The organism is Micromonospora sp. NPDC049374 (assembly GCF_040677165.1).
In the GTDB taxonomy this organism is placed as follows: Bacteria; Actinomycetota; Actinomycetes; order Mycobacteriales; family Micromonosporaceae; genus Micromonospora.
On sequence record NZ_JBFAQH010000002.1, the window covers coordinates 399,497 to 425,166 of the forward strand.

The window sequence follows — 25,670 nt, forward strand, 5'->3', positions numbered from 1 at the left end:
GGGCGCGTTCGGTATGGCGCGGGCCACACGGTCGGCGGCAGAGAGCCGGGCGCGACCGGGCCGCACGCGCGCCGTGGGTCGGACTTCGACCGGATCGGAGTTGACTCCGGCCGGATCGGCGCCTACGGCAACTCCTCCATGCTACCTGAACGGGCCAAACAGAGTCCCGATTCCGCGGCGACGAGCGACGGCGCAAAGGTTTGTAAGTGACCTGTATCACATCTAGCCGGGTGGAGGGCGGTTCGTGCGGGCCTGCCGGTGCTCCGGCCGGACGGTAGCCTGCGCACGTGTCCGCCCCCACCCCGCCCGGCCACGCCGCCCCCAACGCGCCCGGCCAGACCGTCGCCGACCTGCTCGGCCTGGTGGCCCTCGGCGAACTGCTCGCCTTCGACCGGATGGCGGCCGACGCCCGGCTCGCGCCCGACCTGCGCCGCCGGGCCGCCTTGAGTGAGATGGCCGCTGCCGAGATCGCCAATTACCGGCGGGTGGCCGACCGGCTCACCGCGCTTGGTGTGCCGCCGGACGACGCGATGGCGGCGTACGTCACGCCGTTGCAGGCATACCACGACTCGACCGAGCCCCGCGACTGGGCGGAGGCGGTCACCAAGGCGTACGTCGGTGATGCGATCACCGACGACTTCCTCCGGGAGATCGCCGTCGCGCTGGGGGAGCCCGACCGCCAACTGGTCCTCGACGTGCTGCACGAGTCGCGGTACGCGGAGTTCGCCGCCGCCGAGATCCGGCTCGCCATCGGGGCCGATCCGACCGTGGCGGGCCGACTGTCGATGTGGGCTCGACGTCTGGTCGGCGAGGCGCTGTCCCAGGCGGGGCGGGTCGCCTCCGCCGACCAGGGGGCCCTCACCAGGCTGATCGCCGCAGGTGGTGACGTCGACGTGGCGGAATTGTTCCGGCGGCTGACCGCCGCGCACACCGCGCGGATGGCCGCCGTCGGGCTCAACAACTGAGTCGGGCTCGACAACCGAGTCGAGACAACCGAGTCGAGCGCGGCAGCCGAGCAGAGACCGGCAACAGGGCGGTGTGGCGAGACATCCCCGCCCCGCCGGTCCTGTCGCCGGTCTGTCAGAACGTCAGCGGACGGTGAAACCGACCGCCCGAGGGGACGCCTCGGCGATCTCGACATAGGCGACCTTGCCGACCGGTACGATCACCCGCCGCCCCTTCTCGTCGGTCAGGGAGAGAGTGCCCTCGCCCCTGGCGACGGCGTCGGTCACGATCTGCTCGATCTCGGCCGGCGACTGTGCGCTCTCCAGGACCAGCTCGCGCGGCGCGTACTGCACGCCGATCTTGACCTCCACTGTGCCTCCTCCATCGGGCGAAATGGCCGCCCTGCGAAGGCTATCCGATCACAAGGTCGAAGGTCAGGCTGACTCACCTTGCAGCGGGAAGCTGGCGATGCCCCGCCAGGACAGCGCCGCGACCAACGCCTCGGCCTCCGCCTTGGGCACCTGACGGCCGCCGGCCAACCAGAACTGCGCGGCGGTCTCGGCCGCGCCGACCAGGCCCGAGGCGAGCAACTCGGCGTGCGCCCGGCTGACCCCGGTGTCGGAGATGATCGTGTCGGTGATCGCCGCGATGCAGCCCTGCTCGACCCGCTCCACGCGCTGCCGCACTGCCGGCTCGTTGCGCAGGTCCGACTCGAAGACCAGGCGGAAGGCCTCGCTCTCGTGATCGACGAAGTCGAAGTACGCCCGCACCGACGCGCTGACCCGCTCCTTGTTGTCGGTGGTGCTTGCCATGGCGTCGTGCACCTTGGCGACGATTGCGTCACAGTGCGTGTCGAGCAGCGCGAGATAGAGCTCCATCTTGCCGGGGAAGTGTTGGTACAGCACCGGCTTGGAGACCCCGGCCCGCTCGGCGATGTCGTCCATGGCCGCAGCGTGGTAACCGTGCGCGACGAACACCTCCTGAGCAGCGGCGAGTAGCTGCTTGCGGCGCGCCGAACGGGGCAGGCGCGTGGGTCGTCCGGCGGTCTGGGCGCCGTTCCCCACAGCGGTCATGGGAACCTCCGAGGTTGTCGTACGGGCCGGCATATCACCCGAACCGGTCGGGGCCCCTCGGCCCCTCGCGGAATTGGCCCGCCGCTGTAACTTATCGCCACTGTCGCCACACGGTAGCCTCAGCGGGGGCGACCAAGGAGCGCGCGGTGAGTGAAACAGGGCAACCCGGTGCCGCCACCCCGGGAGAGCACGGCGACGGGACGGGTCAGCGCGATGACCTGGCCCGTTCCGGCAACGGGTGGGCGCCGCCGCCGGTCGACTGGTCGTGGGGCCCCGAGGTCGTGCCGGGTTCCGACACGACCAGGCCGCGGCCGGAGGCCCCGTCCGGCTGGGCCACCGCCTCGTCACGCCACGCCGACCTGCCCGCTCCCGTCGGTGAGCAGGCGGAGCCGGAGCGGCCCGTGCGGGTGAACGGCAACCACGTCAACGGCCACCGGACGAACGGCGCGCCCGTCGCCGACCAGACGCCGGCCAACCGGCATGCCCCGGTCAGCGCACCGCCCGGCCTGCTTGGGCCGGGTCAGGACCCCGGGCAGGACCGGCTCGTCGTACCGGCGCCCCGCCCGGCTCCGTCCGGCGAGCAACCGGTCACCACCGGTACCGTTCTGCCGACCTCGTCACCCCCGGCCGTGCAGGTGCCGCCGGTCGGCACGGCCCCCTCCGGCTTCGAGATGCCGCCCGGCCTGCACGCGCCCACCGCCGAACGGTCCGGGGAGGGCCCGACGGGCGGCCGGCAGCAGGGCTGGGACGACGGTTTCCCGCCGGAGCCGGTCGGCGAGCCCTGGCCGACCGTGCCGGTCACCGAGCAGGCCGCCGGGCCGGCTGACCGCCCTTCGGCGGCCGGCACCGACCAGCCCGCCCGCTGGTCGGACGCGTCGGGCGGCGTTGACCAGCCGGCCGGCTGGTCGCCTGTCGAACAACCCGCCGACGATTCGGACCGACCCAGCTGGGCCCAGCCCGGCCCGGCCCGCGACTGGGCGCCGCCGTGGGCGCGCGACGATGGTGAGCCCGCCGACCGCCGGTCCCGTGAGGTGCCGGCCCGGAACTGGGCCAGTGAGCCCAACCGCCCGTACGAGCCGGTCCGCGCCGAGCCGACGCGTCCGTACGAGCCGGTCCGCGCGGACCGGCCCCGAACGTACGAACCCCGCAGGGATGCCGAGCCCGTCCCCGAAGGCCAGTCATCCACCGCGCCCGATCCGGTGGACAAGCCGGCCGCCGATCCGAGCAGCGCACCCCCGACCCCGCAACCTCCCTCGTGGGCGCGTGCGTCCGAGGTGCCGCCGGCCCACGAGCGTCCGTCCTGGGCGCTGCCCCCGGCCGCCGGCGACCCGACAAGCGCACCGCCGGCCCCCCAGCGTCCGTCGTGGGCGCGTGCGTCCGAGGTGCCGCCGGCGGAGGAGCGTCCGTCGTGGGCGCTGCCGCCGGTCAGCGGTGCACCGGCGAACGAGGGCCCGCCCTGGGGTACGCGGCACGAGGAGGCTCCGCCCTGGGGCAACCGGTCCGGCGGCCAGTCGACCGACGAGCGCCTGCCGTGGGCGCTGCATCCGGCCAGTTCCCCGCCCGCCGGGACGCCGTCCGGTGCCGTCGATCCGACCAGCGCCCCACCGGCCGGACCCCGATCGACCGCCCCCACCGGCAGCGCACCGCAGCCTGGCCCGCCGAGCCGGCGTGAGACATCCGAGCCCGGCTCGACGCCATCGGTCACCGAGGCCCGGTCGGCCGCCGATCCTCCGGGGTATCGACCGTTCCGGCTGCGGCCGGTTCCGGACGAGCCGACACCCGCGCCCGCCGCGGCTCCCGCCCCGCCGGACCCGACCGCCGGGGCGGCTGCGACCGACCAGGTTCCAGGTGAGCCCGGCCGCCGCGAGCGCACCCCCTCTGTGCCCGTCCCGACGAGTGCAGCCCCCTATGCGGCACGCCGGTCCGCGCCCGATCCGGTCCCGCCGACTGAGCCGGCCGGCGACCGTTCGAGGGACAGCACCACGGCGGTGTTGCCGCAGCGCGTCCCTGCCGAACCGGACGTGCCCGTCGTGCCGGAGCCGCCAGCTGTGGAGCCACCCGCCGAAACCCCGGAACTCGCCCGGATCGCCACTCATCTCCGCCGTGACGACGAGCCGGCCACGCTGCGGGACCGGCCGGAGGGCTTCGACGTCAACGCGATCCTCGCTGCCGTCCGAGGAGTCGAGGGCGTACGCGACGCCGCCCTGCGGCGTACCCCCGCGGGTGCGCACAGCCTGCGTCTCGATCTCGCCGACGGGGCCGACCCGGCCGAGGTGAGTCGACAGGTCGCCCGGCTGTTGCAGGAGCGGATGGGGCTGGCTGCGGCACCGCGCGGCCTGCCCGGAGTTCCTGCCGTGCCGATGCGTCGGCGCTCTGCGGAGAGCCGGAGCGAGGCGGGTGAGACGCGCCCGGCCGTCGAGCCACGGCGTCCGTCGGCCCGACCCGGCGGCACCCGGACGGAGACTCCGCCGAGCCGGCCGGAGACCGTGCCGGAGACCACCCGTCGGCGCCGGCAGTCACCGGCGCCGAACCGGGGCCGCGCGGTCGTGGACGAGCCGGGTGCGCCGGGCAGTCCGGTGACCCTCGGTGCCTCCTACTCCGGCGGGCAACTCACCACGACCGAGTCCGCGCCGTCGCGACCGCTGGACACCGGCGGGGCGCCGGGCCCCCGGGTGATACTCGACCACGTCCAGGTGAGCACGTTCGGGCTTGATGCCAACGTCGAGGTCCGACTGGTCGCGGGCGACCAGAACGCCTCGGGGTACGCCACCGGGCCTGCCGTCGACGGCTTCGTGCTGCGGTTGTGCGGCGTCGCGGCGGCGGCGGCGGTCGACGAGCTGCTCTACGCCGCCGGTCCCACGGCGGAACGTGGACGGTGCTTCGTGGAGCACGCCGCGGTGGTGCCGTTCGGCAACTGCGAGGTGGCCACCGTGGTGGTGCTGCTGGTCTGCGACGGGTGGGTCGAGCAGTTGGCCGGGTCCGCCCTGGTGGCCGGCGATCCCCGGCAGGCGGTGGTGCGGGCGACCCTGGCCGCGGTCAATCGTCGACTGGAGGCGCTGCTGGCGTGAGCCGTTCCAGGCAGACTGGAACGGTGAAGCCTGCCACCCTCTGGCCCGAACGGCTGTTGCCCGCTCACTCGGTTCCGCCGCCCTGGCCGGGGCGCGAGGTACGACTCGACGGAGCTGTCACCTACGTCCGGGAGACGCCGGCCACCGGCCCGGACGCCGAACCGGCGTTGTACGTGCACGGCCTGGGCGGCTCGTCGCAGAACTGGACCGACCTGGCGGGCCTGCTCGCCGAGCGGCTGGACGGTCAGGCGATCGACCTGCCCGGCTTCGGTCGCAGCGAGCCGGGCCGCCGCTACACCGTGCCGGTCTTCGCGGACCGGGTGATCCGCTGGATCGAGTACTCCGACCGCGGGCCGGTGCACCTGTTCGGCAACTCGCTGGGTGGGGCGATCTCGGTGCGGGTGGCCGCCCTCCGGCCGGATCTGGTCCGGACACTGACCCTGGTGTCGCCGGCCCTGCCGTTCCTCGACTTCCGCCGGTCGTTGCAGGGACGGATGCTGCCGCTGCTGGCGATCCCCCGAGGCGAACGGGTGGCCGCCTGGCGGCTGGCCCAACTCGCGCCGGAGGTGATGGCCCAGCAGGTGATGGAGGCGTGCGTGGCCGATCTCACCCGGATCAGCGACCAGCGTCGGAGCGAGGCGCTGGAGGAGATCCGGGTCCGCTACGAGGCGGAGCACTACGCGGCGGCGTACGTGCGGACCTTCCGTGGCCTGGTGTCCAGCTTCGTGCGGTCGTACCTGCCCGGGTCGGGCTCGCTGTGGCGGATGGCCGGCACGGTGCGTGCGCCCTCGCTGGTCATCGGGGGACGGCAGGACCGGTTGGTCGACGTGCGGGTCGCGCCGCAGGCCGCCCGGGTGATCCCGGACAGCCGACTCCTGATGATCAATGGTGTCGGTCACGTGGCCCAACTTGAGGTGCCGCGCCTGGTGGCCCGGGCCGTGCTGGGGCTGCTCGCCGAGACGAGGGAACCCGCCCGCCGGGCCGACCTGGCAGGATGACCGGGATGCGCAGCCCTGGTAGCCGTCGTCGATCGGCTCACTCCGCTGGCCGTCATGCCGTCCGGCGGGGCCACCAGTATCGGGCGGCGGACCAGACCGGGTCCGCCGCGGGCGGGGGGCGTCGTAGGCGGCCCGGGACCGGTGCCCTGATCCGGGTGGCGGCGCTGGTGACCGCCGTCGGTGCCGCGGTGGCGATGGTGGCCGGCGGCACCGGTGTGGGCTCAGGGGCGGCCGACGAGATCGACCCGGTGGTCTCCGGGCCGGCCGTGGCCCTGGCGCCGGTGGCGACGCCGTCGCCGGTGTCCCCGTCGCCTGCGGAGAGGTCCCCGTCGCCCGCGCCACCCGTCCTGCAGGAGCCCGGTTCGATCCCGTCGACCGGCCCGGGTCGCTTCGGGTACGACGACCGGACCGGCCCGGTGCTGGGTACGGCCGGTGGCCTGCGGCGCTACCGGGTGGCCGTGGAGTCCGGCTCCGGCGTGGACGCGGGCGAGTTCGCCCTGGCGGTGCGGACGGCGCTGGCCGGCCCCGGCAGTTGGGTGGACAGCGGTCGGCTGCGGCTGCGGCAGGTCGAGCGCACGGCTCGTCACGACTTCACCGTCTACCTGGCCACGGCCGGGACGGCGGGCCGGATGTGTGCCGCCGGGGGTGTCGACATCCGGGTCGGTGGTCGGCCGTACACCTCCTGCCGCGCACCGGGAAAGGTGATCATTAACCTGGACCGCTGGCGGCTGTCGGTACCGCACTTCGTCGAGGCCGACGTGCCACTGTCGCTCTACCGGACGTACGTGGTCAATCACGAGGTCGGGCACGAGTTGGGTAACCGGCACGAGCGCTGCCCGGGCCGTGGCGACCCGGCTCCGGTGATGATGCAGCAGACGCTCTTCCTCAAGGGCTGCGTCGCGAACCCGTGGCCGTACCTGGACGGCCGGCGGTACGCGGGTCCCCCGCTCTGAGCCCATCCGCGCTGAGCGGGTATCGCGTCCGAACGGCAGCAAGTCGATCAAAATGCGGCGATGTGCCGGAATAGGGTGCGACGATGATGACATGCCCTCTTCGCCCCTTTGGCGGGAATATCGCCGCGCGGACCACCCGCCGGAGCCCGAGGATCGGCACCGCAGGCCGGTGGTTCCGTACCGGAGGGTCGTGACGCTGGGCATGGTGCTGGTGCTGGCCGCCACCGCGGCGGTCCTGCTGGCCCGGACCGGTCAGCGGGTGGCCGCCCCGGACCAGGGCTTCGGCAACCGGATCGCATCCGGATCGGGAGGCGAGGAGCGGTCCGGGCCGAGCAGGTATCCGTGGGCGGGTGCCGGCAGCTTCACGCTGGCCGGTGACCACTCGCCGGTGTATGGCGAGGATGGCCCGGTGGTCCGCTACCGGGTGGCCGTCGAACGCGGCACCGGCCAGGACCCGGCCGCCTTCGCCGCCGCGGTCGACGGGGTGCTGGCCGACCCGCGTAGCTGGATCGGCACCCGGGAGCTGCGCGTGCAGCGGATCGCCGAGGCGGAATCGGCCGACTTCACCATCTATCTCGCCACCCCGCGCACCTCGGAGGCGATGTGCGCCGAGGGGGGACTGAGTACCGAGGGCTACACCTCGTGCCGGCTGCCCGGGCAGGTCATCATCAATCTGGCCCGCTGGCTGGAGGCGGTACCGGATTACGGCGCACCGCTGGAGGTCTACCGGGCATACGTGATCAACCATGAGGTCGGGCACGAATTCGGGGAGGGGCACGAGGCGTGTCCGGCACCGGGGGACCCGGCGCCGGTCATGCAGCAGCAGACGTACGGCCTGGACGGCTGCCTGCCGAACGCCTGGCCGCTCCTCGACGGGCACCGGTACGCCGGCGAGCTGATCGGCTGACCACGGCGGCGAGCGCTACCGGCCCGGTGGGTATTCCCGCTCCCGCATAGCGGGCGACGTGTCCCTGCTCATGGTCGATGGGCGCGTCGGCGAGCGACAATGGCCCGGTTGCCCACCATCGATCCCGGGGAGTCCACCGTGTCGTTGCCCCCGCTCGTCGAACCCGCCGCCGAGCTGACCGTTGACGAGATCCGCCGCTACTCGCGCCACCTGATCATCCCCGACGTCGGGGTCACCGGGCAGAAGCGGCTGAAGAACGCCCGGGTGCTCTGTGTCGGTGCCGGTGGTCTCGGTTCTCCCGCCCTGATGTACCTGGCCGCGGCGGGGGTCGGCACCCTGGGGATCATCGACTTCGACACCGTCGACGAGTCCAACCTCCAGCGCCAGATCATCCACGGCGTCTCCGACATCGGCCGGTCCAAGGCCGAGTCGGCCGCGGCGAGCATCCGCGAGATCAACCCGCTGGTGAACGTCGAGATCCACAACACCGCGCTGGACCGGGACAACGTCCGCGACATCTTCGCCCAGTACGACCTGATCGTCGACGGCACCGACAACTTCGCCACCCGCTACATGGTCAACGACGCGGCGGTGCTGCTCGGCAAGCCGTACGTCTGGGGGTCGATCTACCGCTTCGACGGCCAGGCGTCGGTGTTCTGGGCCGAGCACGGCCCCTGCTACCGCTGCCTCTACCCGGAGCCCCCGCCGCCGGGCATGGTGCCCTCCTGCGCCGAGGGTGGCGTGCTGGGCGTGCTCTGCGCCTCGATCGGCTCGATCCAGGTCAACGAGGCGATCAAGCTGCTCGCCGGCATCGGCGAGCCGCTTGTCGGCCGGTTGATGGTCTACGACGCCCTGGAGATGAGCTACCGCAAGATCAAGGTCCGGAAGGATCCGAACTGCGTGCTCTGCGGTGAGAACCCGACACTCACCGATCTCATGGAGGACTACGAGGACTTCTGCGGCGCGGTGTCGGTGGAGGCCCAGGAGGCGGTGGTCGACGCGACCATCACCGCCTCCGAGCTGAAGGAGTGGCAGGACGCCGGCAAGGACATCTTCCTCGTCGACGTCCGGGAGCCGGCCGAGTACGAGATCGTCCGTATCCCCGGGGCCACCCTGATCCCCAAGGGCGAGATCCTCTCCGGTGAGGCGCTGTCCAAGCTTCCGCAGGACCGGCAGATTGTGCTGCACTGCAAGTCCGGCGTCCGCTCCGCCGAGGCGTTGGCCGCGTTGAAGGCGGCCGGTTTCCGCGATGCGGTGCACGTGCAGGGCGGGGTGCTCTCCTGGATCAAGCAGATCGATCCCTCGCTGCCCGCGTACTGATCCACAGCCGAGGGGCCCCTCCACCACGTCCATGGGGGAGGGGCCCCTCGCCGCCACCCTGCCGTCGGTCGGATCTCACCTACCCGTCCTCCTGAGGCGAGATCACGTTTGCGCCGGTAGCGTGGCCGCCGTGGTCGACATCGACGCCGCGATCGGGTTCGTGGTGGCTCACGGAGATGCGGTGGAGCGTGCCCGCCTGTCCTGGCTGCGTACCGGCACGCAGCCACCGCCGGAGGTGCTCGACAGCGCCGAGGTCGGGCAGACACCCGGCGGCGGCTGGCCGGCATCCTGGGGCGACGAGGTCGCCTCGGTCGACGCCACCTGCTTCCGCCTCGCCGAACTGGACGACCTCGGTGCGCTGGGCCGCCCGAGCGCCCGTCGGGCGCTGGACTGGCTCGCCGCCGGCCAGCAGCCCGACGGCTGCTGGGAGGAGGACCCGGCCCTCGCGGACTCCGCGCCCGAGTGGGCCCGTCCGGGTGACCCGGAGGCGCGGCTGTACCTGACCGCCAACGCCGCCTTCTGGCTCACCGTGGCAGGCCTGGACGCGCGGGCCGCCGGGCCGCTGGACCACCGGGTCGGCGGGGCGTACGCCGGGGTGGTGCAGGCCGCCAGCCAGGCGCTCGCCACCCAACTGCGCCCCGACGGTAGTTGGCCGTCCTTCCTGGCTGCCGGTTGGCTCAGCGCGGCCGTCCTGCACCGGCAGCAGATGTTCTACGAGTCGGCGCAGATCAAGGCGGTGCTGGCGGAGCGGCTGCCGCAGGCGTCGGCGACCGATGCCGCCTGGCTAGCGGTGACGCTGCGCCGGGTGGGCGTCGACCATCAGGAGTGGACACTGGTGGCCGCCCGACGCCGGCTCACCGAGACACAGCGCAGTGACGGCGGCTGGAGCAGCGACGACGGCCACCAGTTCGACGTACACGCCACCCTCGCCGTCATCCGCGCCTTCCGCTAACCCCATCCCCACCCCCCACCCCCCACCCACCCCGCGTTCCCGCGATCTTGCAGTTCTTGCCTCTTCAAAGTGGGGCAATCGGTTCGTATCGGCGACCGAAAGTGCAAGATCGCGGAGGGCGGTGGTGGGTGGCGGTGGGTGGCGGTGGGGTGGGTCAGGGGCGGAGGTGGCCGGTGCCGGTTACGACGTACTTGGTGCTGGTCAGCTCGGGGAGGCCCATGGGGCCGCGGGCGTGCAGCTTCTGGGTGGAGATGCCGATCTCGGCGCCGAAGCCGAACTCGCCGCCGTCGGTGAACCGGGTCGAGGCGTTGACCATCACGGCCGCCGAGTCGACCCGGGCCACGAACTCCCGGGCGGCCGACTGAGAGTCGGTGACGATCGCCTCGGTGTGGCCGCTGCCGTACCGCCGGATGTGGGCGACCGCCGCGTCCAGCGAATCCACGACGGCGGCGGAGATGTCCGCGGCGAGATATTCGGTGCCGAAGTCCTCGTCGGTGGCCGGAACCACGGCGTCGGAGTGGGCTGCGACCCGCGCGTCGCCGTGCACGGTCACCCCGGCCTCGGCGAAGGCGGCCAGCATCGCCGGCAGGAAGGCGTCGGCGACGTCGGCGTGCACCAGCAGCGACTCGGCCGTGTTGCAGGTGGACAGGCGCTGCGTCTTCGCGTTCAGGGTGATCGCGACCGCCATCGACACGTCGGCGGCGGCGTCCACGTAGACGTGACAGTTGCCCACCCCGGTCTCGATCACCGGCACGGTCGACTCCTCGACCACGGTGCGGATCAGCGACGCCCCGCCGCGCGGGATCAGCACGTCGACCAGGCCCCGGGCCCGCATCAGCTCCTTGACCGAGTCGCGGGAGCTGGCGTCTACCAGCTGCACCGCGTCGGCGGGCAGACCGGCACCGTCGATCGCGTCCCGCAACACCGTCACCAGGGCCGCGTTGGAGTGCGCGGCGGAGGAGGAGCCGCGCAGCAGCGCCGCGTTGCCGGCCTTCAGGCAGATCCCGGCGGCGTCCACGGTCACGTTGGGCCGCCCCTCGTAGATGACGCCGACCACCCCGAACGGCACCCGGATCTGCCGCAGCTCCAGGCCGTTGGGCAGGGTCGAGCCCCGGACCACCTCGCCCACCGGGTCGGGCAGCGCGGCCATCTGGCGCAGCGCGTCGGCGATGCCGGCCACCCGCCCCTCGTCGAGGGCGAGCCGGTCCAGCACGGCCGCGCTCAGCCCGGCGTCGCGCCCGGCCGCCAGGTCCGCGACGTTCGCCGCCAGGATCTCCGGCGTACGCGCCACCAGCGCGTCGGCCATCGCGTGCAGCGCGGCGTCCTTGGCGGTACGCGTCGCCACGGCCAGCGTCTCCGCCGCCGTTCGCGCCCGGCGGCCCTGCTCGCTCACGCTCATTGCACAACTCCTCAGATTGGACGGTCTGTTACAGCAGCACCAGGTCGTCGCGGTGGACGACCTCCCGTTCGTACGCCGGGCCGAGCGCCGCGGCGAGGTCGGCGGTCGACCGCCCGAGCAGGCCGGGCAGCTCGATCGCGTCGTAATTGACCAGCCCTCGGGCCACCGGTGCGCCGGAGGTGTCGACGAGGTCGACCGGGTCGCCCGCGGTGAAGGCGCCGTCCACGGCGGTGATCCCCGCCGGCAGCAGCGACTTGCGCCGCCCCACCACCGCGGCCACCGCGCCCGGGTCGAGGTGCAGCCGGCCCCGGGGCGCGGTGGCGTGGGCGAGCCAGAACAGCCGGGCGGCGGGTCGTCGGGGGCTGGGGTGGAAGAAGGTGCCGACCGGCTCACCGGCCAGCGCGGCGACCGCCCTGGTGGCGGAGGTGAGCACCACCGGGATGCCGAAGCCGGTGGCGATCCGGGCCGCTTCGACCTTGGTCACCATGCCACCGGTGCCGACCCCCGCGCGGCCGCTGCCGCCGATCGCGACACCGACCAGGTCCGCCTCGTCGCGTACCTCGGGGATGCGGCGGGAGCCGGGTCGGGTCGGGTCGCCGGTCCAGAGCGCGTCGACGTCGGAGAGGAGCACCAGCAGGTCGGCGTCGACGAGCGCGGCCACCAGCGCGGCCAGCCGGTCGTTGTCGCCGAACCGGATCTCCTCGGTGGCGACCGTGTCGTTCTCGTTGACGATCGGCACCGCCCGCAGGTCGAGCAGCTTGCGCAGGGTGCGGTACGCGTTGCGGTAGTGGGCCCGCCGGGTCACGTCGTCGACGGTGAGCAGCACCTGGCCCACGGTGCGGCCGTGCCGGGCGAAGGCGGCCGCGTACCGCCCGATCAGCAGGCCCTGGCCGACGCTGGCGGCGGCCTGCTGGGTGGCCAGGTCGCGCGGTCGCCGGGGCAGACCGAGGGGGGCGAGGCCGGCGGCGATCGCGCCGGAGGAGACCAGCACCACCTCGCGGCCGTCGGCGGCCCGTAGGCCGAGGGCGTCGACCAACGCGTCGACCCGCCCGTCGTCCAGACCGCCACTGGCGGTGGTCAACGAGGAGGACCCGATCTTGACAACGACCCGCCGGGCCGCCGTGACTGCGTCGCGCACCCGCCCATTCTGCGCTGTCGTCGCGGCACGGCCCGGCGCCGTTCCCATAGTCTGGCCGCTTGTGACACCTGACGAGTACGTCGAGGCGGTGCTGGAACTGGTCGACCGGATCCCACCTGGCCGGGTGATGTCGTACGGGGCGGTGGCCGACGCGTTGGCCGAGCGCTCCGGGCGGGCATCGGCGCGGCTGGTCGGGGCGATCATGGCACGCCACGGTGGTGGGGCTCCGTGGCACCGGGTGGTGAACGCGTCCGGCGGGCTGCCGCCCCGGCTGGCCCGCGAGGCGCGGGCGCGTTGGCTCGCCGAGGGGACGCCGCTGCGCGGTACCGGGGTGGACATGCGGACAGCCGCGTGGTGGCCCGGGCAGGGGATGTGACCCCCGCCATAACGTGAGTAACATTCGGACCCATGACCCCGCCGCCGGGTGGCTCCGGCCCACCGCCCACCCCCGGACAGCCCGCCCAGAGCCCAGCCCCACCGGGCGCGCTGCCCCGGGGGGTGCACGCCGGCTACGCGCTCGGCTCGCTGGCGACCGGGGCCTTCGGCACCGTGCCGGGTCTGCTGCTGCTGCCCTACCTCACCGACACCCTCGGGGTGGCCGCCGGCGTGGCGGCCCTGCTGGTGCTGCTGCCGAAGGCATGGGACGTGCTGGTCAACCCGGTCGCCGGGCGGATCTCCGACCGCACCAGGTCGCGGTGGGGTGCCCGTCGTCCGTACCTGCTCTTCGGTGGGTTGGCACTGGCCGTGCTCTTCGGGGCCATCTTCGCCGCGCCGTTCGGTGCCGGTCCCGCCGCCGGGGCGTACGTCGCCGTCGCCTTCCTGGCCACCGCGACCGCGTTCGCCTTCTTCCAGGTGCCGTACGTGGCGATGCCGGCCGAGCTGACCAGCGACTACGCCGAACGTACCCGGATGATGACCTGGCGGATCGCGGTGCTGGCGCTGGCCATCCTGGTCGCCGGTGCGGTGGCGCCGCTTGTGCGCGACGCGGCCGGCGGAGGTGTTCCCGGGCACCGTTGGATGGGTGTCTTCGTGGCCGCCCTGATCGCGCTCGGCGCCGTCGGTGCCTTCCTCGGCACCCGGTCCGCCCCGCAGGGCGCGGTCGGTGAGAGCGAGCCGAGCCTGCGCGCCCAACTGACCGTCGCAGCCCGCAGCCGGCCCTTCCGGGCGCTGCTGCTCTGCTTCGTGGTGCAGTCCGCCGGGGTGGCCACGATCCTCGCCGGGGTCCAGTACTTCGCCGACCACGTACTCCGGGACTCGACGACCGGCCCGACCGTGCTCTTCGTCTGTTTCGTCGGCCCGGCGCTGGTGGTGATGCCGCTCTGGTCCCGGGTGGGCGCCCGGGTGGGCAAGCTCGCCGCCCTGGTGGCGGCGTCGCTGATCCTCTCGGCCGGTGGACTGGCGTTGGTCGCCGCGCCGGTGCTGCCCACCGCCGTGGTCTACCTGCTGGTCGCGTTGCTCGGCGTAGGGTACGCCGGACAGCAGGTGTTCGCGTTGGCCATGCTCCCGGACTGCATCGCGTACGACACCGTGCGCACCGGGCGTCGGCAGGCCGGCGTCTTCACCGGGGTGTGGACGGCCGGGGAGACCTTCGGACTGGCCCTGGGCCCCGGCATCTACGGACTGGTGCTCGCCCTCACCGGCTACGTCTCGTCCACCACCGGTACCGCCGCCACCCAGTCCGACACCGCCCGCCTCGGCGTCCTGCTCGGCTTCACCATCCTCCCCGCTCTCCTCATCGGCCTGGCCACTTTCCTGCTGCGCCCCTACGACCTCACCCCCGACCGCCTGTCCGCCCCCACCCCGCCCCCAGCCACCGCCGATCATGCAGTCGTGGCAGGAACAGAAGCCGCTGAAACCCACGGAAAGGGCGCCACAACTCCATGATCGACGAGAATCGACCGGACGGGATGCCGGCGGAGCAGGTGCTGGCGGAGATCCGGCAGCTGCGGGCGATGGATCGGCCGACGCACGGGGGGCGGCTGTTCGCGTACGTCTACGACCCGGCGGTGCCCGGGCTGGACGCGCTCGCCGCTACCGCGTACGCCGAGAGCGCCCACGTCAACGGACTCGACCCGACGGCCTTCCCGTCCCTGCTGGCCATGGAGAACGCGCTTGTCGCTGCGGCGGCGCGACTGCTCGGCGGCGGGCCGGGCACGAGCGCTCCCGAGGTCGTCGGCAGCGTCACCAGCGGCGGCACCGAATCGCTCATCCTGGCCGTGAAGACCGCCCGGGACGCCCGGCCGGACATCGCGGCACCCCGGATCGTGGTACCGGCCAGCGCCCATGCCGCGTTCGCCAAGGCGGCCCACTACCTGCGGGTGGCACTCGACACGGTGCCGGTCGACCCGACCACGCTGCGTCCGGCGGTCGCCGACGTGGCCGCCGCCGTTCGACCGGAGACGGTGCTGGTGGCCTGTTCCGCCCCCTCGTACGCGCACGGTGTCGTGGACCCGGTCGAACAGATCGCCGAGGTGGCCGCCGCCGCCGGGGTCCGCTGCCATGTGGATGCCTGCTTCGGCGGCTGGACCCTGCCGTACCTGCGTCGTCTCGGCCTGCCGGTGCCCCCGTTCGACCTCGCCGTGCCCGGGGTCACCTCGATCTCGGTGGACCTGCACAAGTACGCGTACGCGCCGAAGGGCGTCTCGGTGCTGCTGCACCGCGATCCGCAACTGCGCGCCCCGCAGTACTTCGCGTACGCCGACTGGCCCGGGTACACCATGATCAACCCGGTGATCTCCTCGACCCGCTCCGGCGGGCCGATCGCCGCCGCGTACGCCACCCTGCGGCACCTGGGCGACGACGGCTACCTGGAGCTGACCCGGCGCACCTGGGCCGCGGTGCGCACGTTGGCCGACGCGGTACGGGCCACCGACGGGCTGCGGCTGGTCGCCGAGCCGGAGTCGACAGTGGTCTGTTTCACCGTCGAGGACCCCACGCTCGACCTGTTCCTGCTGGTGGACGAGCTGACCGCGCGGGGTTGGCACACCCAGCCCCAGCTCCGGTACGCCGACCTGCCGGCCAGCGTGCATCTCACGGTGACTGCAGCGGTGGCGCCGCGGGTGGCCGAGTTCGGCCCGGCGCTTGTCGACGCCGTCGCCGCGGCCCGCGCCGCCGGGCCGGTCGCGCTGCCGCCCGACCTGCTGGCGCTCGCCGGCAGCCTCACCCCGGAGGCGCTCACACCCGAGCTGGTGGCGGGGCTGGCCGAGGGGCTCGGCCTGGGCGACGGCGCTGGCGCTCCGGACCGGATGGCGGCGGTCAACACGCTGCTCGACGCCGCCCCGGCGGCGGTGCGGGAGCGGCTGCTGGTGGAGTTCGTCGGGCTGCTTCAACGCCCGGCCTGGTGACCCGACGACGTCACGGCCTGGCCTGGTGATCCGACGACGTCAGGGCCCGTTCTGGTGACCGACGACGTCCGGCCGGCGCCCGTGGGCACCGGCCGGACGAGGGAGCGGTCAGGCCGCGTCGGTCACCCGGACGGTGAACGAGGCGGTGTTGTCGGTTGGGTCGGCGTCGGCCACGGAGTTGCCGTACCACTGGGTGCTGAGCTGCAACGAGACGGTTCCGAGGTCGCCCGGGACGGTCTCCGGCTCGGCGCGCAGCAGCACGTCGAAGCTCCGCTGTTCGCCGGTCATGAAGCGGTCGCCGGGCACGACGAAGTTGGTGAAGAAGCTCGGCGCGTCCTGCGGGTCGGTGCCCCAGATCACCACGCCCGCCGGCAGGCCGGTCGCCTCGGCGAGCAGGTACTCGTGCGCGGTGTCACCGGCCCACCCCACGGTCACCGGTAGCCGGCCCTGGTAGCTGCCGTCCGCCTGACGGGCCAGCGTCACCGACCCGGCCGTGGTGATGGCGGCGCGGGCCTGGGTGTCCTGGACGTAGGGCACCGGGTGGCGCAGCGAGCCCGAGGTGGAGCGGAAGCGGGCGGCGAAGCTGGCCCGGTCGGCGACCTCGTCCCGGCCGTCGCCGACGTTGACCGAGATGCGCCCGCCCTTCGCGATCATCGCGACGTCCCGGGTCGGGGTGAGGACGTCGAAGGCGATCGAGAACGACCGGCTCTCACCCGGCTCGATGTCCCCGCCCGGCACCGAGCAGGTGGCCGTCCGCCGGTTGTCCTTCGGCGCGCCGAAGCCACACGCCTCCGCCGGGTCGAGCCTGCCCAGCGAACCGGCGACGGGCTCGACGACGTAGACGCTGAAGTAGGTGGCGTCCGGGCCGTTGTTGGTCACCGTGACCGGAAGGCTGCCGTGGTAGCCGCGGGCGCTTGGTTCGAGCACCAGCCGGCCAACCGAGATGTCGGCGGTGGGGCTCCCGGTGGTGGGCGCGGCGGCGGCCGGTGCGGCGAGCGGCAGCAACACCGCGCCGGTGCCGAGCAGGATGCCGGCCAGCCGACGTCCGGTACGAGTTCTCATCTGAAAGGTCCTCCCGTGGTCCCCGTCACCGGGCGGCTCGTCCGCGCGGTGTCACCTGTTGCACGCGATGGTCGTCGATCCGGTTGCGGTCTCTTCTGGGTCAAGCCCGACAGCGGTGCAGCCGTACGTGTAGCGATCCTCGTCGTTGTCGTGGTTCGGGTCCATGAGCGGGTCGGCGTCGCTGCCGATCGGCGTCACCTCGGCGATACCGGTGCCGCTGCCGTTGTTCGTGTTGCGGAGTCCGAACCGGAAGGTCCGTTCCGCACCGGGGCCCAGCGGGCCGAACCGGCAGACGATCGGTCCCTTCGGCGGTGCCCCGTCCCGGCAGGCCGACCAGTCGCCACCGTCCGCGACCGTGCCCACCTCCATCCGCAGGTGCAGTTTGACCAGGCCGGCCGGGACCGCGCTGAGGTTCCGCACCGTTACGGCGATCGTCCCGGTACGCGCACCGTCCGCGTCCGGCGCGCTCCACGTCACGTTGCCGGCGGAGACCGTCAGATCGGCCCGGTGCGGGTTCGGGCCGAACGAGGTCGGCCCGTCCACCTGGGTGAAGTGCGTTCCGGACCACCGGTAGTCGCGCCACTGACGCTGCGACCAGTCCAGCGACCAGTCAGTAGCGGGCGCGCGGTCGGCCATCTCCACCCGGACCGTGCCCCGGTCGGTGACCTGCATGTCCAGCAACCACCCGGGGACCGTCTTGGCAGATCGGGCTACCTGGCCGAGGACGACGATCCGGCCGTGGGCATCCCGGTCGAGCGCCACCACTTGGGACGGGCCCTGCTCGAAGAGTTGGCAGCGGAGCAGGGCGACCGTCTCGACCGCGCCGTCGCCGTCCACGTCGCCGTGGACAAGGCCGTCCAGCAGCACGTCGTCCTCGTCCAGGTAGTCGGCGACGATCCGGGTCGGCCCCGTCGTGCAGGTCGAGCCAGGCACCCACGCCGGTAGGTCGACCTGAGCGGCCAGGAGTTCGGACCGGCTGATCCGCCCGTCCGGCGCGGCCCGGGTCGGGCTGACCGTGCTCGGCGACGCTGACGCAGTCGGTGTCGGCGTCTTTGACGGCGGCGTGCTCTCGGACGGGCTCGGGGCGATGGTCTGAGCGGGAGCCGGAGACGGGTCGGGCCGCCAGTCCAGGGCGGCGTTCGCGCCCACCGGAATCGCCACGGCAAGTATCACGGCCGCCGCAGTGACCACCACTGTCCGCTGGCGGCGTCGGCGGACGGTCCGCCGGACCGCGCCCGTCCCGGCCGGATTTACCACCGGGGCGTACGCCGCGCGGAACTTGGCGAACTCGCCGCCGACCAGGATGTCGTCGGGCTCAGTCATGGTGGTTCACCTCATTCGTGGTGGTGAGTTGCGCCGCCAACGCGGCCCGCCCTCGGTGGAGCCAGGACTTGACGGTGCCCTCCGGCACTTCCTCATGGGCCGCGATCTGCGCGACGCTGAGATCGGCCAGGTAGTGCAGCACCACCGCGCGGCGCTGGTTGGCGGGTAGGCCGGCCAGCGCCGCGGTCAATGCGACGCGGTCCGGTCCCGGCCCCGGCACGTACTCCTCACGCTGCCGGTGCAGCCATGCCTGAGCCGTCCGCGCCCGCCGCCAGCGGCTGGTGGTCAGGTTCCACGCCACCCGGCGGACCCACGCCACCGGGTCCTCGTACCGGGACACCCGGGACCAGCGCGCGAACGCCCGGCAGAACGCCTCCTGCACCATGTCCTGTGCTTGGGCCAGATCACCGCAGTAGGCAGTGAGCTGGATGGTCAGCGATCGGAAATGTGCGTGGTACAGACCATCGAAGTCGACCGTCGTCGGTCCGTCCGGGTGCCTCGCTGTCCCCTCGGGCGGCGGATCGTCGAGCCGCGGCTCCCTGGTCACCGTCATCTGGTCCTCCCCGTGAGCATGCCGCCGGCGCGGTCACATCGATCACACGCCCAACTGTCAGCTCGGGTTGCGCGGGTTGTCGCGCCATGGCTGGCATCCACTGTCCGGTCGGAGACAGGCGGGCCAGCCGGGTATCGCCCCGAGGTGCAGAGCGCGCGATCCCCCCGCCGGCCCGGGTTTCCGGCCTCGGACGCTGTGGTTGACTGTCGGAGACAGGAGGGGGAGCGGTCGTGCAGCTGCCTGCGGTGCTCGGTGAGCCGATCCGGTTCGTGCTGAACTGGGGCCGCCGCTACTCGCTCTGGGTGTTCAACTTCGGCCTGGCCTGCTGCGCCATCGAGTTCATCGCGACCAGCATGTCCCGCCACGACTTCATGCGACTCGGCGTGATCCCCTTCGCGCACGGCCCCCGGCAGGCCGACCTGATGGTGGTCTCCGGCACCGTCACCGACAAGATGGCCCCGGCGATCAAGCGGCTCTACGACCAGATGCCCGAGCCGAAGTACGTGATCTCGTTCGGTGCCTGCTCCAACTGCGGTGGCCCCTACTGGGACTCGTACTCGGTGACCAAGGGCGTCGACCAGCTCATCCCGGTCGACGTCTACGTGCCCGGCTGCCCGCCCCGACCGGAGGCGCTGCTGCACGGCATCCTCCGCCTTCAGGAGAAGATCGCCGCCGAGCAGTCCGGCATCGGTGGGGTGCCCCGCACCGACCCGCTCGCCGCGCCGGTCGACGCGCCGCCCAGCGACGGCGGGCCGGCCCGCTCCGTCGCCTCCCTGACCGCACCACCGGTGCGCCCGCCGAATCCCTGACGAGGCCGTCCGGCCGGGTGCGGGCGGTGGTCCGGTCGGTCCGGCGAGACCGGTCGCTCGGCTGGCCGTCCGGGTGGTGCGGCTTCGCTAGCGTACGGATCATGACCGACGTCGCGGAGCAGCGTTCCGCCTTCATCATCGAGGTGCTGACCGAGGAGTTCGGCACCCTGATGGCGCTCGACCCGGCCGCCTTCCGGCGCAAGTTCCGAAAGATGGCCGCCTCGCCGTTCGCCTTCTACCGGGGCAGTGCCAGCCTGTTCTACGCCGACCAGCGTGGCGACTTCGCCGACGACCGTTTCCTGGACGCGCAGACCAGCCGGGTGTGGATCCACGGCGACCTGCACGCGGAGAACTTCGGCACCTACATGAACGGCTCCGGCCAGCTCGTCTTCAACGTCAACGACTTCGACGAGGCGTACGTCGGTCCGTTCACCTGGGACCTGCGGCGGTTCGTCGCCAGCGTGGCGCTGATCGGCTACACCAAGGCGCTCTCCGACCGGGTCATCAGCGAGCTGGTGACCTGCTTCGCGAACGCGTACCTGGTCGAACTGCGGGCCATCGCCGCCGGCGGGGACGACGCCATCGGGTCGATCACCCTGGACAACGCCGACGGTGTGCTGCGCCGGGTGCTCCAGCAGGCGCGGCTGAACACCCGGGTCGACCTGCTGCGGGGACAGACCACCATCGACAACTACGAGCGGCGGTTCTCCGTCGGCGACGGGGTGTACGAGATCGACGGTGCCGTGCGAGCGCGGGTGTGCGCGGCGTTCGAGGCGTACCTGGAGACGCTGCCGCCCACCACTGCCCAGGCCCGGCCGCTCGCCGCACAGATCAAGGACGTGGTGCTGCGCAAGGGGGTGGGCATCGGCTCGGCCGGACTGCCGTCGTACAACCTCCTGCTCGAGGGGCATACTCAGGCGCTGGAGAACGACGTCGTCATCTACATGAAGCAGGCCCAGGTGCCGGCGGTGGCGCGGTACATCGACGACGAGCGGGTCCGCGGCTACTTCCGGCACCAGGGACACCGCACCGCCGAGTCGCAGCGGGCCCTCCAGGCACACGCCGACCCGTGGGTGGGCTTCACCGAACTCGACGGCGTCGGTCAACTCGTCGCCGAGGTGTCCCCGTACGCGGCCGACCTCGACTGGGCGGACGTCAACGAACCGGAGGAACTGGCCGGGGTGCTGGCCGACCTCGGGCGGGCGGTCGCCCGGATGCACTCGGTGGCCGACGACGAGTCCAGCCACGACCTGGTCGACTACTCGACCGAGGAGGCCATCGTCGCCGCCGTCGACGCGGACACCGCCGGCTTCGTCGGGCACCTGGTCGACTTCGCCCACACGTACGGGGTACGTGCCCGCCACGATCACCAGCTCTTCGTCGACCTGTTCCGCAACGGCCGGCTTCCCGGCATCTGACCGACCCGCCCGGGCCGTTCAGGCGGCGAAGTCGAGGACCACCTTGATGTCCTGCGGTCCGGGCGAGTAGGCGGTGGCGTACTCAGCCAGCGGTACCCGACGGGTGATCAGCGAAGCGAGCCAGGCCGGGTCGGCCTTGGACAGTGCCTCGGCAGCGCCCTCCCAGTGGCGTCGGTTGGCGTTCACCGAGCCGAAGACGACGTTGTTCTCCAGGACGAGGGTCCGGTTCAGCGCACCCGCGTCGAAGTCGATCGTCCGGCCGCCGCTGGACACCCCGGCCAGACAGACGATCCCGTTGGGACCGACCCGGCACATCGCCTCCAGGACGACCACGGGCGCGCCGGTGCACTCGATGATGACGTCGGGTTCGAGATCGAGACGATCGAGTGGCCCGGAGTGGTACGTCGCACCGAGCGCGGCGGCGAGCGCCGGCTTGGGACCCTCGGTGGCCAGGTCGAGCACGTGCACGGCGAGACCCCGCTGGCTGGCCAGCAGCGCGGCGAGCAGACCGATCGGCCCGGCACCGGTGATCAGTGCCGTGCGAGGCTGCCACTCCGCCCGCTGGCCGATCCGGTCGACGTGGTCCCACGCCTTGACCATCACGCTCGCGGGTTCGAGCAGCATGCCCACCTCGATCAGCGAGGGGTCGAGTCCCACGGCGAAGCGGGGCTGCAACCGCCACCGCTCGCGGGCGAAGCCCGGCAGCGCCTTGATGCCGTGCTCGGTGAACAGGCCGTTGCGGCACATGTCCCACTCGCCCACTGCGCAGTTCGGGCAGGGCATCGGATCGGGGTGCCGGACGATTCCGGCCACCAGGTCGCCGGGTTGCCGGGTACCGGTCGGATCCTCCAGCACCCGGCCCAGCGACTCGTGACCGAGCACCAACTGGTCGGTGTCGGGTGGTGCCTCGCCGTACTGCCCCTCGATGATTTCGATGTCCGTCCCGCAGACGCCCACCGAGAGGGCCTCCACCAGGATCGGCCCCTCCTCGGGGGCCGGTTCCGGGTAGTCGTCGAGTAGCCGCAGCGAGCCGGGTACTCCGGGGATGACGGTCACAGCGCGCACGGGTCCATCCTGGTGGCCACCGACGATCGGCACCGGCGAAGCGCGCGAGAGTCACCCGCCCGCGTGCACCGAACCGGTTGGTCGGCAATGGCCGGTGTCGAACCCCCTGGCCGCCGCTGCGGGCCTGGCACATGCCCGGCGGTGTTGGGTGCCGCTCCGGGCAGAACCTCGCCGGCCGGACCAGTTCCCACCCCTGCCGGCCGCCGCCTGGCTCCGCATCGGCTCGGCCGAGGACTCCGGTCACAGGGCCTAGGATCAGCGGCATGACACCGGAAGAGGTCGGCCAGCGGCTCGTCGCGCTGCTTGCGCCCGTCGAGGCCACCGCGACGGTCTCCGGCGGTGAGGTCCATTCCCGGGCCACCGTCGACGTACCCCCGCATGCCTGGCGGGCCGTGCTGCTGGCCGCCCGCGACGACACCGAGCTGGACTTCGACTACTTCGACTGGCTGTCGGCTGTCGACGAGTTGGCCGACGGTTTCGACGTGGTGGCCCACCTCTGGTCCACCTCGCACCGGCACGGGGTGCTGCTGCGCGCCCGGGTGTCCCGCCAGACACCGACGGTCGACTCCGTGGTGGCGGTCTACCCGGGGGCCGCCTGGCACGAGCGCGAAACCCACGAGATGTTCGGCATCGATTTCGCCGGGCACGCCGATCTGCGTCCGCTGCTGCTGCCCCCGGAGTTCGAGGGGCATCCGCTGCGCAAGGAGTTCGTACTCGCCTCGCGGGTGGCGAAGCCCTGGCCGGGTGCGAAGGAGCCGGGTGAGTCGGAGGCCGGCGGCGGACGCCGCCCGATCCGGCCGCCGGGTGTGCCTGCGCCCGGCGAGTGGGGAGTCGTGCCGACCCCCGCCGGTGCCGGTGGCGTGGGGGAGGGCCCGCGCGGCGGCACCCCGGCCCGCCCCGCCCGGGAGCGCCCGGCCCGTCCGGCACCGGGCACCCGTGGCCCGCGTACTCCCGGGGCTGCCGGCACTCCCGGTGACCCGGCGGGGCCCCGGCCCGGCCAGGACGGTCCGCTGCCCGAAGCCCACGGCGGCCCGGCGGCCACGGACGGTCCGGCGCCGGATGACGGAGGTGGGGCCTGATGCCGCTCTGGCTGGAACTGGTTGTCCGGATCGGTGGCGTGCTGGCCGCCTTCCTCGTTCTGCCGCTGCTGGTGGGGCAGGCGGAACACAAGGTGATGGCGCACATGCAGGGCCGGCTCGGCCCGATGTACGCGGGCGGGTTCCACGGCTGGGCGCAGTTGATCGCCGACGGGGTGAAGTTCGTCCAGAAGGAGGACGTCACTCCGCGTGCCGCCGACCGGCCGGTGTTCCGGTTGGCTCCGGCGGTGGCGCTGATGCCGTACCTGTTGGCCCTGCTGGTTATCCCGCTCGGCCCGAACGACCTGGTCGGGCAGCCGCTCGATGTCGGGTTGTTCTTCGTACTGGCGGTGGTCGGCGTGGGCGTGCTGGCCGTGCTCATGTCGGCCTGGGCATCGGCCAACAAGTACAGCCTGCTCGGCGGGCTGCGCGGTGCGGCGCAGCTACTCGGCTACGAGCTGCCGCTGGTGCTGGCCGCCGCGTCGGTGGCGATGGCCGCGGGGACGCTCAGCCTCTCCGGCATCGTCGAGGCGTGGCAGCCCTGGTGGCTGCTCTGGCAGGCACCGGCGATGGTCATCTTCTTCGTGGCCGGCCTGGCCGAGATCCGCCGGCCGCCCTTCGACATGCCGGTTGCCGACTCGGAGCTGGTCTTCGGCTATCTGACCGAGTACACCGGCCTGCGCTTCGCGTTCCTGCTGCTGGCCGAGTACGTCGGCATCGTGGTGATCGCCGCGCTCACCACCGTGCTGTTCCTCGGCGGCTGGCAGGGCCCGTTCGCCGACGCGCAGCTCGGTTGGCTCTGGACCCTGCTGAAGGTCGCCGCGGTCAGCTTCGTGATCATCTGGCTCCGGGTCTCCTACCCCCGCCTCCGCGAGGACCAACTCCAACGCCTCTGCTGGCTCGTCCTGGTCCCCGCCGCCCTCGCCCAACTAGTCCTCACCGCCGCCATCCGCCTAACCCTCTAACCCCACCCCCTCTCCCCTCTCCCCACCCCCACCCCCACCCCCACCCCCACCCCCACCCCCACCCCCGTCTCCGCGTTGATCATGAAGTTGTTGCCGCCCTGTTCGGCGTGTCGTGACAACAACTTCATGATCAACGGGGGCATGGGCGGGGGCTAGGGGGTGGGGAGGGGGGTGTGGGTGGGGTTTACGCGTTCGGTGGGGGTGGGGGGTGCGGGTGGGGTGCCGGTGCCGAAGGGGCGGCCACCGAGGGACTCGCGGTCGTGCGGGGTGAGCCAGTTCGACAGGTCGGGGCCGAGCGGCACCACGCCGGTCGGGTTGATGTCCCGGTGCACCTCGTAGTAGTGCCGCTTGATGTGGTCGAAGTCGATCGTGTCACCGAAGCCGGGTGTGGTGAACAGATCCCGGGCGTACGCCCACAGCACCGGCATCTCGCTCAGCTTCTGCCGGTTGCACTTGAAATGGCCGTGGTAAACCGGGTCGAAGCGGACCAGCGTGGTGAACAGCCGTACGTCGGCCTCGGTGATCGTGTCACCGACCAGGTAGCGCTGCCCGGCCAGTCGCTCACTGAGCCAGTCGAGCCGGTCGAACAGCCGCCGGTACGCCTGCTCGTACGCCTTCTGGTTGCCGGCGAAGCCACACCGGTAGACGCCGTTGTTGACGTCGGCGAAGACCAGGGCGTTGACCTCGTCGATCTCGGCGCGCAGGTGTTCCGGGTACAACTGCGGGGCACCGGGTCGGTGGTACGCGGTCCACTCGGTGGACAGATCCAGGCTCATCCGGGCGTAGTCGTTTGTCACCACCTGCCCGGTGGGCACGTCCACGATGGCCGGCACGGTGATGCCCCGGGGATAGTCCGGGTAGCGCGCGAAGTAGGCCTCCTGGATGCGTTCGATGCCGAGCACCGGGTCCCGTCCGTCCGGGTCGAGATCGAACGTCCAGCTCCGTGCGTCGTGCGTCGGACCGGCGACGCCCATCGAGATGGCGTCCTCCAGGCCGAGCAGGCGCCGCACGATGATCAGACGGTTCGCCCACGGGCAGGCGCGGCTGACCACCAGGCGGTAGCGACCCGGCTCGACCGGATAGCCGTCCTGTGCGTCGGCGGTGATCCGGGTGGTGATGTAGTTCTGGTCCCGCTTGAACTCACCCGGCTCGACGTACTTCCCGGCGGTCTGCGTCCGGTCTGCGCCGTTGTTCTCCGTCATCGTCCCGCTCTCTGCCGTGCCAGCTCCCGTCCGGTCCCATCATGGCCGATGCCCCGTCCGCCGGCTGGGCGAGCGCGTGCGGCGTTCCGGCGGCGCATCG

At 72.6% G+C, this 25,670-nt stretch carries 22 protein-coding genes and 1 pseudogene; 14 read left to right on the plus strand and 9 right to left on the minus strand.

The features are described 5' to 3' along the window. Positions 1-287 precede the first annotated feature (287 nt). Positions 288-965: a ferritin-like fold-containing protein gene (locus AB0J93_RS05230; RefSeq protein ID WP_363918331.1), complete on the plus strand. Its 678-nt coding sequence runs from the start codon at positions 288-290 to the stop codon at positions 963-965. Positions 966-1,088: 123 nt separating this feature from the next. On the opposite strand, the gene AB0J93_RS05235 is transcribed toward AB0J93_RS05230, so the two are convergent. After that, complete coding sequence (locus tag AB0J93_RS05235; RefSeq protein WP_111245996.1) at positions 1,089-1,316, minus strand: DUF3107 domain-containing protein; 228 nt, start codon at positions 1,314-1,316, stop codon at positions 1,089-1,091. A gap of 63 nt (positions 1,317-1,379) precedes the next feature. Further along, complete coding sequence (locus tag AB0J93_RS05240) at positions 1,380-2,018, minus strand: TetR/AcrR family transcriptional regulator (RefSeq protein ID WP_363918334.1); 639 nt, start codon at positions 2,016-2,018, stop codon at positions 1,380-1,382. Positions 2,019-3,871: 1,853 nt separating this feature from the next. Between AB0J93_RS05240 and AB0J93_RS05245 the strand changes: the two are divergent. The 6 genes and pseudogenes from AB0J93_RS05245 to AB0J93_RS05270 form a co-directional block, all read left to right on the plus strand. Next, positions 3,872-5,086 (plus strand): annotated as a pseudogene (locus AB0J93_RS05245) (hypothetical protein); the annotation flags it as partial. A 23-nt stretch (positions 5,087-5,109) separates the two neighbouring features. Further along, positions 5,110-6,084 (plus strand): alpha/beta hydrolase, encoded by a 975-nt coding sequence (locus AB0J93_RS05250; RefSeq protein ID WP_363918336.1) that lies wholly within the window; start codon positions 5,110-5,112, stop codon positions 6,082-6,084. A gap of 155 nt (positions 6,085-6,239) precedes the next feature. Further along, positions 6,240-7,037: a DUF3152 domain-containing protein gene (locus AB0J93_RS05255; protein WP_363918338.1), complete on the plus strand. Its 798-nt coding sequence runs from the start codon at positions 6,240-6,242 to the stop codon at positions 7,035-7,037. A gap of 190 nt (positions 7,038-7,227) precedes the next feature. Further along, entirely contained in the window at positions 7,228-7,944 is a 717-nt protein-coding gene (locus AB0J93_RS05260; protein WP_363918340.1) for a DUF3152 domain-containing protein, read from the plus strand. A gap of 99 nt (positions 7,945-8,043) precedes the next feature. Next, complete coding sequence (gene moeZ / locus AB0J93_RS05265) at positions 8,044-9,264, plus strand: adenylyltransferase/sulfurtransferase MoeZ (protein WP_363918342.1); 1,221 nt, start codon at positions 8,044-8,046, stop codon at positions 9,262-9,264. A gap of 31 nt (positions 9,265-9,295) precedes the next feature. Further along, positions 9,296-10,216 (plus strand): prenyltransferase/squalene oxidase repeat-containing protein, encoded by a 921-nt coding sequence (locus AB0J93_RS05270; RefSeq protein WP_363918344.1) that lies wholly within the window; start codon positions 9,296-9,298, stop codon positions 10,214-10,216. A gap of 154 nt (positions 10,217-10,370) precedes the next feature. Here AB0J93_RS05270 and AB0J93_RS05275 read toward each other — a convergent pair whose 3' ends face one another. Both AB0J93_RS05275 and proB read right to left on the minus strand, forming a co-directional pair. Then, complete coding sequence (locus AB0J93_RS05275; protein WP_363918346.1) at positions 10,371-11,615, minus strand: glutamate-5-semialdehyde dehydrogenase; 1,245 nt, start codon at positions 11,613-11,615, stop codon at positions 10,371-10,373. Between the two features lie 28 nt (positions 11,616-11,643). Next, a complete protein-coding gene (gene proB, locus AB0J93_RS05280; protein ID WP_363918348.1) occupies positions 11,644-12,801 on the minus strand; it encodes a glutamate 5-kinase in 1,158 nt (385 codons plus the stop codon). Between the two features lie 13 nt (positions 12,802-12,814). Between proB and AB0J93_RS05285 the strand changes: the two genes are divergently transcribed. From AB0J93_RS05285 to AB0J93_RS05295, 3 genes are read left to right on the plus strand one after another with little or no spacing between them, the layout of a single operon-like run. Beyond that, the gene (locus AB0J93_RS05285; protein ID WP_363918350.1) at positions 12,815-13,129 is read left to right on the plus strand and encodes an MGMT family protein; all 315 of its coding nucleotides are present in this window, start codon (positions 12,815-12,817) and stop codon (positions 13,127-13,129) included. A 32-nt stretch (positions 13,130-13,161) separates the two neighbouring features. Next, on the plus strand, positions 13,162-14,637 hold the full coding sequence (locus tag AB0J93_RS05290; RefSeq protein ID WP_363918352.1) for an MFS transporter: 1,476 nt from the start codon (positions 13,162-13,164) through the stop codon (positions 14,635-14,637). Beyond that, positions 14,634-16,097: an aminotransferase class V-fold PLP-dependent enzyme gene (locus AB0J93_RS05295; RefSeq protein ID WP_363918354.1), complete on the plus strand. Its 1,464-nt coding sequence runs from the start codon at positions 14,634-14,636 to the stop codon at positions 16,095-16,097. Before AB0J93_RS05290 ends, AB0J93_RS05295 begins: the two co-directional genes overlap by 4 nt. A gap of 108 nt (positions 16,098-16,205) precedes the next feature. Here the strand turns inward: AB0J93_RS05295 and AB0J93_RS05300 are convergent, their stop codons facing one another. From AB0J93_RS05300 to AB0J93_RS05310, 3 genes are read right to left on the minus strand one after another with little or no spacing between them, the layout of a single operon-like run. After that, positions 16,206-17,159 (minus strand): hypothetical protein, encoded by a 954-nt coding sequence (locus AB0J93_RS05300; RefSeq protein WP_363918356.1) that lies wholly within the window; start codon positions 17,157-17,159, stop codon positions 16,206-16,208. A 51-nt stretch (positions 17,160-17,210) separates the two neighbouring features. Then, the gene (locus AB0J93_RS05305; RefSeq protein WP_363918358.1) at positions 17,211-18,482 is read right to left on the minus strand and encodes a hypothetical protein; all 1,272 of its coding nucleotides are present in this window, start codon (positions 18,480-18,482) and stop codon (positions 17,211-17,213) included. Continuing rightward, a complete protein-coding gene (locus AB0J93_RS05310) occupies positions 18,475-19,035 on the minus strand; it encodes a SigE family RNA polymerase sigma factor (protein WP_363918360.1) in 561 nt (186 codons plus the stop codon). The genes AB0J93_RS05305 and AB0J93_RS05310 overlap by 8 nt, the downstream gene beginning before the upstream one ends. Before the next feature lie 230 nt (positions 19,036-19,265). On the opposite strand from AB0J93_RS05310, the gene AB0J93_RS05315 reads away from it, so the two are divergent. Both AB0J93_RS05315 and AB0J93_RS05320 read left to right on the plus strand, forming a co-directional pair. Further along, positions 19,266-19,844, plus strand: coding sequence for an NADH-quinone oxidoreductase subunit B family protein (locus tag AB0J93_RS05315; RefSeq protein ID WP_363918362.1), 579 nt, complete (start codon positions 19,266-19,268; stop codon positions 19,842-19,844). A gap of 101 nt (positions 19,845-19,945) precedes the next feature. Further along, complete coding sequence (locus AB0J93_RS05320) at positions 19,946-21,262, plus strand: DUF2252 domain-containing protein (RefSeq protein WP_363918364.1); 1,317 nt, start codon at positions 19,946-19,948, stop codon at positions 21,260-21,262. An 18-nt stretch (positions 21,263-21,280) separates the two neighbouring features. On the opposite strand, the gene AB0J93_RS05325 is transcribed toward AB0J93_RS05320, so the two are convergent. Then, a complete protein-coding gene (locus tag AB0J93_RS05325; RefSeq protein WP_363918366.1) occupies positions 21,281-22,327 on the minus strand; it encodes a glucose 1-dehydrogenase in 1,047 nt (348 codons plus the stop codon). A 263-nt stretch (positions 22,328-22,590) separates the two neighbouring features. Between AB0J93_RS05325 and AB0J93_RS05330 the strand changes: the two genes are divergently transcribed. Together AB0J93_RS05330 and AB0J93_RS05335 are read left to right on the plus strand one after the other, a co-directional pair. After that, positions 22,591-23,406: an NADH-quinone oxidoreductase subunit C gene (locus AB0J93_RS05330; protein ID WP_363918368.1), complete on the plus strand. Its 816-nt coding sequence runs from the start codon at positions 22,591-22,593 to the stop codon at positions 23,404-23,406. Continuing rightward, the gene (locus tag AB0J93_RS05335; protein ID WP_363918370.1) at positions 23,406-24,368 is read left to right on the plus strand and encodes a complex I subunit 1 family protein; all 963 of its coding nucleotides are present in this window, start codon (positions 23,406-23,408) and stop codon (positions 24,366-24,368) included. The genes AB0J93_RS05330 and AB0J93_RS05335 overlap by 1 nt, the downstream gene beginning before the upstream one ends. A 152-nt stretch (positions 24,369-24,520) precedes the next feature. Here the strand turns inward: AB0J93_RS05335 and AB0J93_RS05340 are convergent, their stop codons facing one another. Beyond that, positions 24,521-25,570 (minus strand): glutathione S-transferase C-terminal domain-containing protein, encoded by a 1,050-nt coding sequence (locus tag AB0J93_RS05340; RefSeq protein ID WP_363918372.1) that lies wholly within the window; start codon positions 25,568-25,570, stop codon positions 24,521-24,523. Positions 25,571-25,670 lie beyond the last annotated feature (100 nt).

Coding starts and splice junctions, on each gene's coding strand:
- AB0J93_RS05240 (WP_363918334.1), bottom strand. CDS start 2,018: ATGACCGCTGTGGGGAACGGCGCCCAGACCGCCGGACGACCCACGCGC.
- AB0J93_RS05340 (WP_363918372.1), bottom strand. CDS start 25,570: ATGACGGAGAACAACGGCGCAGACCGGACGCAGACCGCCGGGAAGTAC.
- AB0J93_RS05305 (WP_363918358.1), bottom strand. CDS start 18,482: ATGACTGAGCCCGACGACATCCTGGTCGGCGGCGAGTTCGCCAAGTTC.
- AB0J93_RS05275 (WP_363918346.1), bottom strand. CDS start 11,615: ATGAGCGTGAGCGAGCAGGGCCGCCGGGCGCGAACGGCGGCGGAGACG.
- AB0J93_RS05290 (WP_363918352.1), top strand. CDS start 13,162: ATGACCCCGCCGCCGGGTGGCTCCGGCCCACCGCCCACCCCCGGACAG.
- AB0J93_RS05330 (WP_363918368.1), top strand. CDS start 22,591: ATGACACCGGAAGAGGTCGGCCAGCGGCTCGTCGCGCTGCTTGCGCCC.
- AB0J93_RS05320 (WP_363918364.1), top strand. CDS start 19,946: ATGACCGACGTCGCGGAGCAGCGTTCCGCCTTCATCATCGAGGTGCTG.
- AB0J93_RS05270 (WP_363918344.1), top strand. CDS start 9,296: ATGGGGGAGGGGCCCCTCGCCGCCACCCTGCCGTCGGTCGGATCTCAC.
- AB0J93_RS05310 (WP_363918360.1), bottom strand. CDS start 19,035: ATGACGGTGACCAGGGAGCCGCGGCTCGACGATCCGCCGCCCGAGGGG.
- proB (WP_363918348.1), bottom strand. CDS start 12,801: ATGGGAACGGCGCCGGGCCGTGCCGCGACGACAGCGCAGAATGGGCGG.
- moeZ (WP_363918342.1), top strand. CDS start 8,044: ATGGCCCGGTTGCCCACCATCGATCCCGGGGAGTCCACCGTGTCGTTG.
- AB0J93_RS05295 (WP_363918354.1), top strand. CDS start 14,634: ATGATCGACGAGAATCGACCGGACGGGATGCCGGCGGAGCAGGTGCTG.
- AB0J93_RS05300 (WP_363918356.1), bottom strand. CDS start 17,159: ATGAGAACTCGTACCGGACGTCGGCTGGCCGGCATCCTGCTCGGCACC.
- AB0J93_RS05335 (WP_363918370.1), top strand. CDS start 23,406: ATGCCGCTCTGGCTGGAACTGGTTGTCCGGATCGGTGGCGTGCTGGCC.